Annotated in this window: 11 protein-coding genes; 8 read left to right on the forward strand and 3 right to left on the reverse strand. The window is 67.7% G+C overall.

Going from position 1 to position 12,701, the window contains the following annotated elements; genetic code table 11:
- Window positions 1-58: 58 nt before the first annotated feature.
- From AB1046_RS06685 to cysS, 7 genes are all read left to right on the forward strand, one after another.
- Complete coding sequence (locus tag AB1046_RS06685) at window positions 59-1,228, forward strand: extracellular solute-binding protein (RefSeq protein WP_369373612.1); 1,170 nt, start codon at window positions 59-61, stop codon at window positions 1,226-1,228.
- 2 nt (window positions 1,229-1,230) lie between these two features.
- Complete coding sequence (locus AB1046_RS06690; RefSeq protein ID WP_369373614.1) at window positions 1,231-2,160, forward strand: ABC transporter permease; 930 nt, start codon at window positions 1,231-1,233, stop codon at window positions 2,158-2,160.
- A 10-nt stretch (window positions 2,161-2,170) separates the two neighbouring features.
- Window positions 2,171-2,971 (forward strand): ABC transporter permease, encoded by an 801-nt coding sequence (locus AB1046_RS06695; protein WP_369373616.1) that lies wholly within the window; start codon window positions 2,171-2,173, stop codon window positions 2,969-2,971.
- Between the two features lie 25 nt (window positions 2,972-2,996).
- Window positions 2,997-4,364 carry an NAD-dependent succinate-semialdehyde dehydrogenase gene (locus AB1046_RS06700; protein ID WP_369373618.1) on the forward strand — a complete coding sequence of 456 codons (1,368 nt, stop codon included), beginning with the start codon at window positions 2,997-2,999 and terminating at the stop codon, window positions 4,362-4,364.
- Window positions 4,365-4,372: 8 nt separating this feature from the next.
- Entirely contained in the window at window positions 4,373-5,746 is a 1,374-nt protein-coding gene (gabT, locus tag AB1046_RS06705; protein ID WP_369373620.1) for a 4-aminobutyrate--2-oxoglutarate transaminase, read from the forward strand.
- 52 nt (window positions 5,747-5,798) lie between these two features.
- A complete protein-coding gene (locus AB1046_RS06710; protein ID WP_369373622.1) occupies window positions 5,799-6,284 on the forward strand; it encodes an N-acetyltransferase in 486 nt (161 codons plus the stop codon).
- Window positions 6,285-6,444: 160 nt separating this feature from the next.
- A complete protein-coding gene (gene cysS / locus AB1046_RS06715) occupies window positions 6,445-7,845 on the forward strand; it encodes a cysteine--tRNA ligase (RefSeq protein ID WP_369373624.1) in 1,401 nt (466 codons plus the stop codon).
- Between the two features lie 80 nt (window positions 7,846-7,925).
- Here cysS and AB1046_RS06720 read toward each other — a convergent pair whose 3' ends face one another.
- Both AB1046_RS06720 and AB1046_RS06725 read right to left on the reverse strand, forming a co-directional pair.
- A complete protein-coding gene (locus tag AB1046_RS06720; protein WP_369373626.1) occupies window positions 7,926-8,681 on the reverse strand; it encodes a C39 family peptidase in 756 nt (251 codons plus the stop codon).
- Window positions 8,682-8,720: 39 nt separating this feature from the next.
- Window positions 8,721-10,427 (reverse strand): PQQ-binding-like beta-propeller repeat protein, encoded by a 1,707-nt coding sequence (locus AB1046_RS06725; RefSeq protein ID WP_369373628.1) that lies wholly within the window; start codon window positions 10,425-10,427, stop codon window positions 8,721-8,723.
- Window positions 10,428-10,813: 386 nt separating this feature from the next.
- Here AB1046_RS06725 and AB1046_RS06730 point away from each other — a divergent pair, with 386 nt between their 5' ends.
- Window positions 10,814-11,890, forward strand: a complete 1,077-nt coding sequence (locus tag AB1046_RS06730; RefSeq protein ID WP_369373630.1) for a hypothetical protein — start codon at window positions 10,814-10,816, stop codon at window positions 11,888-11,890.
- Here AB1046_RS06730 and AB1046_RS06735 read toward each other — a convergent pair.
- Entirely contained in the window at window positions 11,831-12,364 is a 534-nt protein-coding gene (locus tag AB1046_RS06735; protein ID WP_369373632.1) for an NUDIX hydrolase, read from the reverse strand. The two genes, AB1046_RS06730 and AB1046_RS06735, sit on opposite strands and share 60 nt — an antisense overlap.
- Window positions 12,365-12,701: the final 337 nt, after the last annotated feature.

Consider the following 12,701-nt stretch of genomic DNA (forward strand, 5'->3'; position numbering starts at 1 on the left):
CCCGGGCTCCATGGTCCCCAGCCCAGTGGCCCTCAACCCATAAGGATGGAGAAACACCATGTCACACCTCAGAAAGCGCCGGCTCGGCGCTCTGATCACGGCAGGCGTGCTGGGCAGCCTCGCCCTGGCCGCTTGCGGCCAGAGCGAGGAACCGACAGCCGATGTGCTCACGGAGCTCGGCGATATGGAAGGCGAGGTCTCGATCCTGGCCTGGCCCGGCTACGTCGAGGACGGCAGCAACGACCCGGAGGTCGACTGGGTCAGCTCCTTCGAGGAGGAGACCGGCTGTCAGGTGTCCAGCACGGTCTACAGCACGTCCGACGAAGCCTTCAACCTCGCCAGGTCCGGTGAGTACGACGTCATCGCGGCGTCGGGTGACCTCACCCTGCGCATGATCGCCGCCGACGAGGCCCTGGAGATCAACACCGACCTCGTACCGAACTACGAGGCCGTCTACGACTTCCTCAAGGACCAGGAGTGGAACACCGTCGACGGTGTGAACTACGGCGTTCCGCACGGCTACGGCGCCAACCTGCTCATGTACAACTCCGACGTGCTCACCGAGGCTCCGACGTCGTGGAGCGTCGTGTTCGAGGACAGCGACCAGTACGCCGGACAGGTCACCGCGTACGACTCGCCGATCTACATCGCCGACGCCGCGCTGTACCTCATGGCGCACAACCCCGACCTGGGCATCACCAACCCCTACGCCCTCGACGAGGACCAGCTCGCCGCGGCCGTCGACCTGCTCGAGGTCCAGCGGGAGAACGTCGGCGAGTACTGGGCGGACTACCTGGAGGAGGTCTCCGCGTTCCAGACCGGCGACTCGGTCGTCGGCACCACGTGGCAGGTCATCGCCAACGTCATCGACCAGGACAACATCGAGGTCACGGTGCCCGAGGAAGGCGTGACGGGCTGGAACGACACGTGGATGATCTCGTCGCAGTCCGAGAACGTGAACTGCGCCTACGCGTGGCTCGACCACATCGAGGACCCCGAGATCAACGCCCAGGCCACCGAGTACTTCGGTGAGTCCCCGAACAGCGCCGAGGCCTGCGAGTTCGCCAGCGAGGGCTTCTGCGAGGCGTTCCACGCCGGCGACGAGGAGTACTCCAACCAGATCTGGTACTGGCGCACGCCGATCGCCGAGTGCCTCGACGGCCGCACCGACGTCGAGTGCACTGACTACTCGGACTGGACGCAGGCCTGGACCGAGGTCCGAGGCTGACCTTGACCGCCTCACCCACCGAGCTGGACCCGGTGGCCCCCCAGAGTCGGGGGGCCACCGGCGGGCGGCCGCCTGGAGCCGTCTCGTCCTACCTCGCGACCCATGCGCGAGCTCGCCTGCTCCTGTTCCTCGCGGCACCGCTGACCTGGCTGGTCCTGGTCTACGTCGTCGCGCTGTCCGCCCTGCTGGTCTCGGCGCTGTGGTCGGTCGACGCCTTCACCGGCGAGATCGACCGCTCGTTCACGCTGGACAACATCACGAGCCTGTTCACCGAGGACCTGTACCGGACGGTGACCCTGCGCACGGTCTCGGTAGCGGCGCTGGTCACCGTGATCGACGTGCTGATCGCCCTGCCGATCGCCTTCTACATGGGCAAGGTCGCCTCACCCCGGGCGCGCCGTTGGCTGGTCGTCGCGGTGCTCACTCCCCTGTGGGCCAGCTATCTCGTGAAGGCCTTCGCCTGGCGGTCCCTGCTGTCCAACTCCGGCCCCATCGACTGGGCCGCCAACCTGCTCGGCGTGGACGGCCCGGGTTACGGGCTGACCGCCGTCGTCATCACCCAGGCCTACATCTGGCTGCCGTACGTGATCCTGCCGATCTATGCCGGGGTCGAGCGCGTACCGGACTCGCTCCTTGAGGCCGCGAGCGACCTCGGGGCGACGGCGACGACGGCGTTCCGCACCGTCGTGCTGCCGCTGCTGACGCCGTCGATCGCCGCCGGCACGATCTTCAGCTTCTCGCTGACCCTGGGCGACTACATCACCGTCAACATCGTCGGCGGGGCGAGCCAGCTGCTCGGCAACCTCGTGTACGTCAACGTCGGCGCCGCCAACAACCTGCCGCTCGCCGCCGCGATCGCGCTGATCCCGATCGTCATCATGCTCGTGTACATGGCCGTGGTGCGGCGCACCGGGGCGTTGGACAACCTGTGAGGAAGCTGCCGTGACTCTCAGTCCCCTGGTCCGACGAGCGCTGGCCTGTGTCACCGGCCTGATCCTGTTCGGCATGTACGCGCCGCTGCTGCTGGTGGTCGTGAACTCCTTCAACCGCAACTCGTCGATGACCTGGCCGCCCACCGGGTTCACCACCGAGTGGTGGGGGCGCGCGTGGCGCAGCACCGGCGCCCGGGACGCGTTGCTCACCAGCCTGGAGGTCGCCCTGGCCGCGACTGTGCTGGCCCTGGTGCTCGGCACCCTGATCGCGTTCGCCCTGCAACGCTTCGACTTCTTCGGCAAGAGCGCCGTCAACCTGCTGGTCATCCTGCCGATCGCACTGCCAGGCATCGTGACCGGCATCGCGCTCAACAACGCGTTCGCCGGGATCCTGAACTTACGGATGTCGATCTTCACCGTCATCGTGGCGCACACGACGTTCTGCATCGTCACGGTGTTCAACAACGCGGTCGCCCGCCTGCGCCGCATGGGTAGCAGCCTGGAGGAGGCCGCCGCCGACCTCGGCTCGGGCCCGTGGACGACGTTCCGCCTCGTGACGTTGCCCCAGCTGCGCTCGTCCCTGCTCGCGGGCGGCCTGCTCGCCTTCGCGCTCAGCTTCGACGAGATCATCGTGACGACTTTCACGGCCGGCAGCAGCACGACGACGCTGCCGATCTGGATCCTGCAGAACATGTTCCGGCCCAATCAGGCGCCAGTGGTGGCCGTGGTCGCCGTGGTGCTGATCATCGTCTCGATAGTGCCGATCTGGATCGCCCAGAAGCTGTCCGGAGACGTCGAGGCGGTCCGCTGACATGTCACACCGAGAGGACGAACCCATGACCCAGTACGCCGTCACCGATCCAGCCACCGGCGAGCTGGTGGCCGAGTATCCGACGTTCACCGACGCGCAGGTCTCCGAAGCGATCGGCCGTGCAGCGGCAGCGCACCGTCCGTGGAGCCGCGATACGACGGCGGCCGAGCGCGCCGGCCTGATCCGAGGCGCCGCCCAGCGGCATCGGGACCGGCGGGAGCAGCTGGCCGACGTCATCGTCCGCGAGATGGGCAAGCCGCGCGAGGCCGCGCTGGGCGAGGTCGACTTCGCGGCCGACATCTACGAGTACTACGCCGACCGGGCCCTGGACATCCTGCGCGACCGGCCGATCACCCTGCTCGGCGGCACCGGCAGCGCCGTGGTCCGCCGCAGTCCGATCGGTCCCCTGCTCGGCATCATGCCGTGGAACTTCCCCTACTACCAGGTCGCTCGCTTCGCGGGCCCGAACCTGATGCTGGGCAACACCATCCTCCTCAAGCACGCCCCGCAGTGCCCCGAGTCCGCGGAGCTCATCGCCGAACTGTTCAGCGAGGCAGGATTCCCCGACGGCGCCTACGTCAACGTCCGCGCGAGCAACGAGCAGGTCGCCGGCATCATCGCCGACCCACGCGTCCAGGGGGTCTCCCTTACGGGGTCCGAGCGTGCCGGGGCCGCCGTGGCCGAGATCGCCGGACGCCACCTGAAGAAGGTGGCGCTCGAGCTGGGCGGCTCCGACCCGTTCCTGCTGCTCTCGACCGACGACCTCGACGCCACGGTCGCCGCCGCCGTGGCCGCCCGGCTCGACAACTCCGGGCAGTCCTGCAACGGCGCCAAGCGGTTCATCGTCGTCGGCGACCTCTACGACGCGTTCCTGGAGAAGTTCACCGCCGCGCTGACCGCGGCCACCCCCGCCGATCCGACCGCCGAGGGCACCGAGGTCGGACCGCTGTCCTCGCTCGCCGCGGCGGAGCGGTTGCAGGATCAGGTCGACCGGGCCGTGAGCCAGGGCGCGACCCTGGTCGCCGGCGGCACCCGCGACGGGGCGTTCTTCGCGCCCACCGTGCTGACCGACGTCACCCCCGCCAACGACGCCTACCGCGAGGAGTTCTTCGGACCGGTCGCGGTAGTCCACCGCGTGGCGGACGAGGACGCCGCCGTCGCGCTGGCGAACGACACCCCGTTCGGCCTGGGTTCGTACGTCTACACCGTCGACGCCGCCCAGGCCGAGCGCGTCGCCGACCGGATCGAGGCGGGCATGGTCTACGTGAACCTCGTCCTGGCCGACTCCCCCGAGCTGCCGTTCGGCGGGGTCAAGCGCAGCGGCACCTCGCGCGAGCTCGGGCTGCTCGCCGCTGACGAGTTCGCGAACCACAAGCTGATCCGAATCGGGTGAGGTCGGCCGTGGGAACTTCCGGAACGCCTGGGGCCGCCGTCGACGGCGGGGGCGTCGGCGTCGGCGTCGAGCAGTCGCGGCGTCTGGCGACCGCACTGCCCGGGCCGCGCTCGCGGGAGCTCATGACCCGCAAGACCGGTGCGGTCGCCGCCGGAGTCGGCACGACGATGCCCGTGTTCGCCGCCCGCGCCGCGGGCGGCATCGTGGAGGACGTCGACGGCAACCGCCTCATAGATCTCGGCTCGGGCATCGCCGTGACCACGGTGGGCGCGAGCAACCCGCGAGTCGCGGACGCCGTGCGGCAGCAGGTGGAGGCCTTCACGCACACCTGCTTCATGATCACGCCGTACGAGGGCTACGTCGCGGTCGCCGAGCAGCTCAACACGCTGACGCCCGGCGACCACGCCAAGCGGACGGCGCTGTTCAACTCCGGCGCCGAGGCTGTCGAGAACGCGGTCAAGATCGCACGTGCGGCCACCGGCCGTCAGGCGGTAGTGGTGTTCGACCACGCCTACCACGGTCGTACCAACCTGACGATGGCGATGACAGCGAAGAACCTGCCCTACAAGCACGGCTTCGGTCCCTTCGCCCCCGAGGTGTACCGCGCGCCGCTGTCGTACCCGTTCCGCGACGGCGGGCTCGACGGCGAGGCCGCGGCGCGGCATGCCCTCGACGTGATCGACAAGCAGGTCGGCGCCACCAACCTGGCAGCGATCGTCGTCGAGCCGATCCAGGGCGAGGGCGGCTTCATCGTGCCGGCGCCAGGCTTCCTGGCAGCACTGGCCGCCTGGTGCCGCGCGCACGGCGTGGTCTTTGTCGCCGACGAGGTCCAGACCGGCTTCGCCCGCACCGGCGACTGGTTCGCGTGCGACCACGAAGGTGTGGTGCCCGATCTGATCGTGACCGCAAAGGGAATCGCCGGCGGACTCCCCCTGTCGGCCGTTACCGGCCGGGCCGAGCTGATGGACGCGCCGCACGCGGGCGGCCTCGGCGGCACCTACGGCGGCAACCCGATCGCCTGCGCCGCAGCGCTGGCCGCGATCGAGAGCATCGAAGCCGACGGGCTCCTCGGTCGCGCCCGTGAGGTGGGTGCGTTGATGAAGGCCCGGCTCGGTGCTCTCGTCGAGCGCGATCCGCGCGTGGGCGACGTCCGAGGACGGGGAGCGATGGTCGCGATCGAGATCGTCCGGCCCGACACGACCGAGCCTGATGCGGCACTCGCGGGGGCCATCGCCGCCGCTGCACGTGCTGAGGGCGTCATCGTCCTGACCTGCGGGACCTATGGCAACGTGCTGCGGTTCCTGCCGCCGCTGACGATCTCCGACGCTCTGCTGACCGAGGGGCTCGACGTCCTGGACGCGGTATTCGGCTCGATCGCGTAGCGTCCTGCACCCGATCACTGCCGACGACGCCGCGCTCGACTACGACGCCGTCATGGAGACCCGGGAGCATCTGCGGCTGTGGAAGCAGTCATCGTGGCCGGAGGACGACTTCAGCGTCGGAGCCAACCACGCGGACCTCGTCGACCTCGAAGAGCGCCATGTGGCGGGTCGCGCTTACACCTACGCGGTGCTCAATCTGCTCGGCACCGAGAGCCTCGGCTGCGTCTACGTGTTCCCCACGAGCGCCCCCTTCCTCACGAAGGCCACGGTGACGCCGGTCGACGACGCCCTGTGGGCGGACGTGCAGGCAGTTGTCTACTTCTGGGTGCGGCGGTCGCCCATGGAGACGGGCTTCGACGGACGTCTGCTCGCCGCGCTGCGGCCGTGGTCCGCCGAGGCATGGGGAGTTGAGCGCACCGTCTTCGTGACCAACGAACAGTTCACGCAGCAGGTCGACCTCATCGAGCGCACTGATCTGACGCGCAGATTCGAGCTGGTCGAGCCGGGCAAGCCGGGAACCTATCTTGCGTTCGGCTGAGAACGCTCGGCTTCAACGCGATGTCAGGACGACTACGTGCCGTCGGTCTGGAAGGATGCCAGCGGCGAGGGTCGCGAGCCTTGGACGCACGGGCCTGGCATCGGCTCGCAGGTTTACCGAATCGCCGCCCCGCCCCATTCGGACAGATCTGGAGATACGCATGGCGATCGCCCTGTACAACACTCTGACAAGACGCGTCGAGCCGCTTGAGCCGATGACGCCGGGTGTCGTGCGGATGTTCGTCTGTGGACCGACGGTGTACGACCTGGCGCATGTCGGGCACGCCAAGACCTATACCCAGTTCGACTTCCTCGCCCGTTACCTCCGGCTTCGCGGTCTGGAGGTGACCTATGCCCAGAACATCACCGACATCGACGACAAGATCATCCGCCGAGCCAACGAACTCGGCCGCGAACCGCGAGACCTCGCCGCGGAGTTCGAGGACGCCTACCGACAGGACATGGCGGCGCTCGGTAACACGGGTGTGGACGTTTACGCCCGCGCCCATGACCACATCGGGCAGATCGTCGACCAGGTCCAGGCGCTCGTCGATCGGGGGCACGCCTACCAGCTGGAGGACGGCTGGTACTTCGACCTGTCGACATTCCCTGGCTACGGAAAACTCTCCGGTCGGACCGAGGTGGCCGAGGGCGATTCGGTGGCGCGGATCGACGAGAACGATGCCAAGCGCAACCGAGGAGACTTCGCGCTGTGGAAGGCCCGAAAGGCGGGCGACCCGTCCTGGGACACACCGCTAGGTCCCGGGCGCCCGGGTTGGCACATCGAGGACACCGCGATCACCGAGGCCCTTTTCGGCCCGCAGTATGACCTCCATGGAGGAGCAGTCGACCTGATCTTCCCGCACCACGAAGCGGAGATCGCCCAGATGGAAGCGGCCTCGGGTAAGGCACCGCTGGTACGGCATTGGGTACATACCGGTCTGCTGCGGGTCGACGGCGCCAAGATGTCCAAGAGCTCGGGCAACTTCCTGACCGTCCGCGACGCGCTCGCCATGACGGACTACCGGACACTGCGGTACGCGTTCCTGTCCCAGCACTACCGGTCCTCGATGGAACTTTCGACGACCACGCTGGAGCAAGCCCGCAGCGCCCGTCGTCGGGTGGAGAACTTCGCCCGTCAGATCGACCAGACCGCAGACGAATCCCTCACGGCCGTGGCCGCTGCCGACGCCACGTGGGCAGCCATTGTCGAGCGTCTTGACGATGATCTCGACACGCCGACCGCGTTGGCCGCGCTGTTCCAGTACGTCCGCGAGCAGAACCGCGGCGGGCTGCCGGCTGGGCCGTCCTCAAGCCGTCTCCTGCACCGGGTGAACGAGCTGTTCGACATGTTTGACCTCGACGACCGTGCCACCGACGACACCGAGATCGAGGCCGAGCTCGCACGGCGAGCCGACCTGCGTCGCGCGCGCGATTTTGCTGGTGCAGACCGGATCCGCGACGAACTCGCCAGCCGAGGGATCCTCATCGAGGACACCGCCAGCGGTACCCGATGGTGGCCCGCCGCCGACGTCGTCAATGATCGGGCCGCAGTCGAGTGACGTACTGAAACCTGCGGCTCGGAGACGAGAGCGGTGCTCGGGAGAGTAAGTCTCCCGAGCACCGCTCCCGTCTGGCTGGATCAGGCCAACTGGCGCTCTCGGACCTGAGCGTCCAGCACCGAGCGCACCGCGATCCGCGCTCGGCTTCCGACGACGTCCCGGAACGGGTACGGGTCGTAGCCGAGACCAAGGCCGGCCACTGCGATCTCGATCTCGCCGTCGACGGGGTTGTGCTCCTGGACCGCCCAGGTGAAACGGGCGTCGCTCTCCGGGGTGATGAGGTCCGCCGACTGACGGACCTCATCGCACGAGAGCCCGTCGGGGAGCTTGATGCTTGCGTTCAGTTCGGTGATGGACCGCAGCTCGCACTTGGCGTGCGGGTGCCGCGGCGCACCGACGGTGACGACCACTTCGCTGGTCGTGGGTCCGACGGCCTCGATGTGGACCGCCATTTTCATAGGTGCCGCCATCGCTGCGAAGTCTGCGGTCGTGTTGCACAGCAGCAGGGCCACGTCCTGCGCGGTGAGAGTGGTGAGGCCGTGGCGTTCTCCGCCCCACTCATGGCGCCATGGGTCACCGATGAGGAACGTGTCGGCGTCGTCGTCGTAGCCGACGATCGCTACGACGTGGCCTTCGCGGTCGACCTTGTGGACCAGGTCGGCGTCGGGCATCGGGTAGGCGACTCCTGGGTGGAGCCGGACGACTGCCGAGTATCCGGCGGCGAGGTGTTCTTTCAGGTTGGCGACGAACCGTGGTTGGAACGGGTCGTAGCTGCCGATCGGCAAGAGACCTGCGCCGTCCAGAGCGCCGGTGCTGATGTCACGGACAGTGAGCATTGTGTGTCCTCTCCCTCGTGTTGTTGCCGGCCCTTGCGCTTAGGCGTCGTCTCGACCGCCCTTCTCCCACTCTTCGAGAACGCTGATCACGTCCGATCGTGTCGTCGTCCGGCCTTGCATCTCGGGGAGTGGAAGTGAGGACGAGGCGATGATCCGGGCGGATCCGCCTCGCCAGATGTGGTGAGGGTCGATGCCCTGTGCGCGCATGTACTGCGCGGCCTCTTCGGCCCGACTCGGCTCGATGGACTTTCCGTGCGACGCGAGAACGGCTGCGAGTACGGGACCACCCGAGTTTGCGCGGGACTCGGCTGGGGCGGGGAGCTCGGCGTCGCCGAGCGTCCGGGCCTGTGGGGCTTCGGGGCGCTGCATTGTTCCGGTGTCGACGACGAAGGTCAGGACGCGCCGATCTGTGCCGGAATACAAGCGCCCCAAGATCGCCACCTCGGCATAGCGTTTGCCCTGGTCGACCTCGCCCGCCCAGTAGTACGACCCGGGACCGTTGCGCAGCATTCTTTCGTGGCCGGTGCGTCCAAAGTGCCGCAGGTCCAGGTCGATTTCATCGGCAGGTGCGTCCGTCTGATACTCCACCCGGAGAAAATCGCGATCGATCCCTGTGACGTACTTGGACTCGACACGCACCGGGGCCTCGGTGTCGGTCAGGGATACCGACACCAGATAGCCGTCAGCGGGCGGGTCGCCACCACAAATGAGTACTCGATCTGCCTCGGCGATAATGGGTGCGGAGTAGGCATTGAACCCGATCGGGACCTCCCAATCCACGGAGAGGTCTGCGATGCTGCGTCGGCTCAGCCAAGCGCCGCCGTGGACGTAGATGCTTCCTTCGTGGATCGCCGGCGTGGACCAGATACCGAGCGGATCCACTTCCGACGAGCGCAAGATGCTCCCGTCCACGGACCGCAACAGATGCAGGGCGCCTTCAAGGGTGCCTACGGCCACGATGCCGTCCGCGACCCCTGGTGCCGACCGCACCGCGACGCCCCGATCCGGCAACTCGGTCTTCCACCTGATCACGCCCGTATCGACGTCGACTGCCACGGCATGGCCGTCGCTCGTACCGGCGACCACCAAGCCGTTGACGTCGTCGAGGCCGGGGCCGGCCGTATCCGACGCGACGACGTAGTCGCGGCCGATCGACGTTGCCCAGCAGATCTGGGCCGACGAGCGCTCGAAACACACGATCGCCAGCGATGTCTTCTCGCCACGACGGAGGCCGGCGAGCGAGTAGAGCCTTTCGCTGGAGGCAACTGGCTTGCCGAAGAAGATCGAGCCCGGGAGCACAGCAAGTTCGGTGACGCCGTCAGCACCGAACTCGAGGACGTGATTCCCGATGAAGATGATGTACCGGTCGCCGACCGCGATCGCGGTCGACCGGATACGTGATCCAAGGTCGGCTTCCCACCGCACGCGACCGTCGTGCGGATCCAACGCCGTGTACTTGGTGAACGAGTTCGGGACACAGAGCTCATCGGTCTCAGGGTTGTAGATGCTCTGTGCGTAGGACCCCATCGGGAACGAGCGCCGCCAACGTTCCTCGTGGTCGTCGGACGTCAGCCTGTAGTCGAACGTCTTGGCTTGATCGTCGTAGCCGACGGTGAGAACACCGTGAGGCGTCACCAGGGGTACGCGACCGACCCCGTGCAGCGGTGTCGCTGCAAGAACAGTTGCACGAACGTCGCCATCCTCGCGCGGTGCCGCTCGTCGCCAGAGCTTGTGGACGGGCCTCATACGACCTCCTCGTTCTCGCGGTCCTTGATCCGAAACGTGCGGTCTTGGTGAGGAGCAGGAAGTCGGTGGGGTCATGTAGCCGTGGCGTTCGAACTGCGAACACCTCGCCTCCTCCCAGCTCGGCGTCGCCCATCGCGCGTCGACCGACTGCGATATTCGACCTGGACTACCGTCTCCGATGCGTCGTGCCTATGGGAGACCAATCTGAGGGGCAATCTGGAGCGAGGGCTGACGACGAAGCAGAACAACTGGGGGGTGCTATGCCGGAGCCGAACACACGCCTGCGCGCCGCACGGCAAGCACTGCGATCACCGTCTGGCTCCGGCCGTCCGGTCAGCCGCGCCGAACTCGCGGAGATCGCGAACCAGTGGCTCAGGCACGGAAAAGTGCCTACGAACCTTGATGCCCGCGCGATCGCCCGGTACGAGCGCGGGGTCGTCCGATGGCCGCAAGAGTCCTACCGCCTTGCACTGCGCGCCGTGCTCGGAGCAACGACGGACGCAGAACTAGGGTTCTCGCCCACGCCACGAGGCCGGTCAGCCTCCCCGGAGACGAGTGACCTGACGGGCTGGCTGCAACGAGCGTCCAAGCTCAGCGCTGGCGACGTCCTCGCGCTGGCGCGCAAGACCGACGAGATCCGGTTCCACGAGCCCGCCCAGTCCGGCGTCCGTACGAGCGAGCTCCTGCGTAAGCACCTTGACGCGCTCGCATCGCTGCGTACCTACAGCGTCCAGCCGATGGTGCGGGCGAGTATCGCGAGCGTCTACAGCGATGCCGCGTCGCTGGCTGGCTGGGTACGTCTGGACGCAGGTGACCTGGACGGCGCCTGGCGTCTCCACGAGGTCGCGAAAGACGCCGGCCGTGAAAGCGACGTCCCGGCCGACCTTGTCCACGCGATCGCGCAGCAGGCGTACGTGCTCGTCGACGCCGGCCAGGTCCGGGACGCGCTGGGGCTCGCCGAGCATGCTGTCGAGGTCGGGAAGAGGTCGGCGTCTCCGCTGGTCAGAGCCTGGCTCCATGCCGTGATGGGCGAGATTGCGGCCATTGCCGGCAGCAAGACGACCAGCATGAACCACTTCGACCAGGCGACGGCTCTCTTGCCGCCCGACGGGTACGATCCAGACGCACCGTACCTCGTGCTCGACGACCGAGGGCTGGCGAGGTGGCGCGGCGCGGCGCTGGCTCGGCTCGGTGACGAGGACGCCATCGCAAGTCTGCAGTACGCGCTGGAGACCATGGGAGACGGGCACCTGCGAGCGGCCGCTCAGGCCAACGTCGACCTCTGCCATTCGCTGCTGGCCGCGGGGCACGCTGACCAGGCGGTGGTAGTTCTTCGCATTGCTCGCGACTTGGCGACCCAAGCTGCGTCTGTTCGACAGCTGCGCCGGGTCGCCTCGTTGGAGCTACGGCTCGGAGTGAGAGGCGCTCAGCGCGAGGAGCCCGATGATGGTCGCGGAACCTAGGACTTCGCCGGCGTCGACCAGCGCACGTGCTCGGTCCAGCGGTACCCACTCGATGACCGCCGCCTCCTCCAGATCCGTCGGATCACCCACACGCAGCGCGCCCCGGAACAGGAACACCTCATGCGGTGTGTCAACCATCCCCGGCATCGGCTGGAAAGCGGCAAGCCTCACTCCCGGCCCGGTCGGCTGCCAGCCTGTCTCCTCAACGGTCTCCCGCATGGCGGCTACTTGCGGGGACTCCCCTGGTTCTATGATCCCGCCCGGCGCTTCCCAACCGATCTGTGCCGTGGCGAAGCGGTGCCGACGAAGTAGGAGCACACGGTCGGCGCCATCCAGAACGATCGCGACCGACACGGTCTGCAGTCGGATCACGTGGTGCCAGAACCTGCGCCCGTTCGGCGGCTCGATGTCCATCTGCACCAGCCGCACCCACGGGTTGTCGTACAGAGTTCGCTCGCCGTGGACCTTGGTCATCGGGACACCTGGATCTTCCGTCACGAGCCAACTCTTGCACCTCGGTGCGCTCGTGTGCCGTGTTGTGTCTCGGTCGGTGGAGAGGTGGCTCTACCAGTCGATCGCGTGGTCGTTGTGGTAGAGCCGACCGGTAGGGCCGTCGTCAGGCAGGGTGGCCAGGCGGACGAAGTCGTCGGCTGCGTCGGCCGATAGGGCTTTCGCCCTCGCTGTCGAGCGCACCATCAACCAGCCGAAGGCCCCTCGTTCAGCTCGGCGGAATCGGTGAGGCTCAACGTCTGAGTCGGAATCCGGGACGCACCAGACACGCAAAGGCCCCCTGACCTGCGTCTCCGCAGCC

It is taken from the genome of Promicromonospora sp. Populi (assembly GCF_041081105.1).
In the GTDB taxonomy this organism is placed as follows: Bacteria; Actinomycetota; Actinomycetes; order Actinomycetales; family Cellulomonadaceae; genus Promicromonospora.

Excerpts from the sequence above, each read along its gene's own strand:
- AB1046_RS06710 (WP_369373622.1), top strand. The coding sequence starts at position 5,799 with ATGGAGACCCGGGAGCATCTGCGGCTGTGGAAGCAGTCATCGTGGCCG.
- AB1046_RS06725 (WP_369373628.1), bottom strand. The coding sequence starts at position 10,427 with ATGAGGCCCGTCCACAAGCTCTGGCGACGAGCGGCACCGCGCGAGGAT.
- AB1046_RS06700 (WP_369373618.1), top strand. The coding sequence starts at position 2,997 with ATGACCCAGTACGCCGTCACCGATCCAGCCACCGGCGAGCTGGTGGCC.
- cysS (WP_369373624.1), top strand. The coding sequence starts at position 6,445 with ATGGCGATCGCCCTGTACAACACTCTGACAAGACGCGTCGAGCCGCTT.
- AB1046_RS06685 (WP_369373612.1), top strand. The coding sequence starts at position 59 with ATGTCACACCTCAGAAAGCGCCGGCTCGGCGCTCTGATCACGGCAGGC.
- AB1046_RS06720 (WP_369373626.1), bottom strand. The coding sequence starts at position 8,681 with ATGCTCACTGTCCGTGACATCAGCACCGGCGCTCTGGACGGCGCAGGT.
- AB1046_RS06735 (WP_369373632.1), bottom strand. The coding sequence starts at position 12,364 with ATGACCAAGGTCCACGGCGAGCGAACTCTGTACGACAACCCGTGGGTG.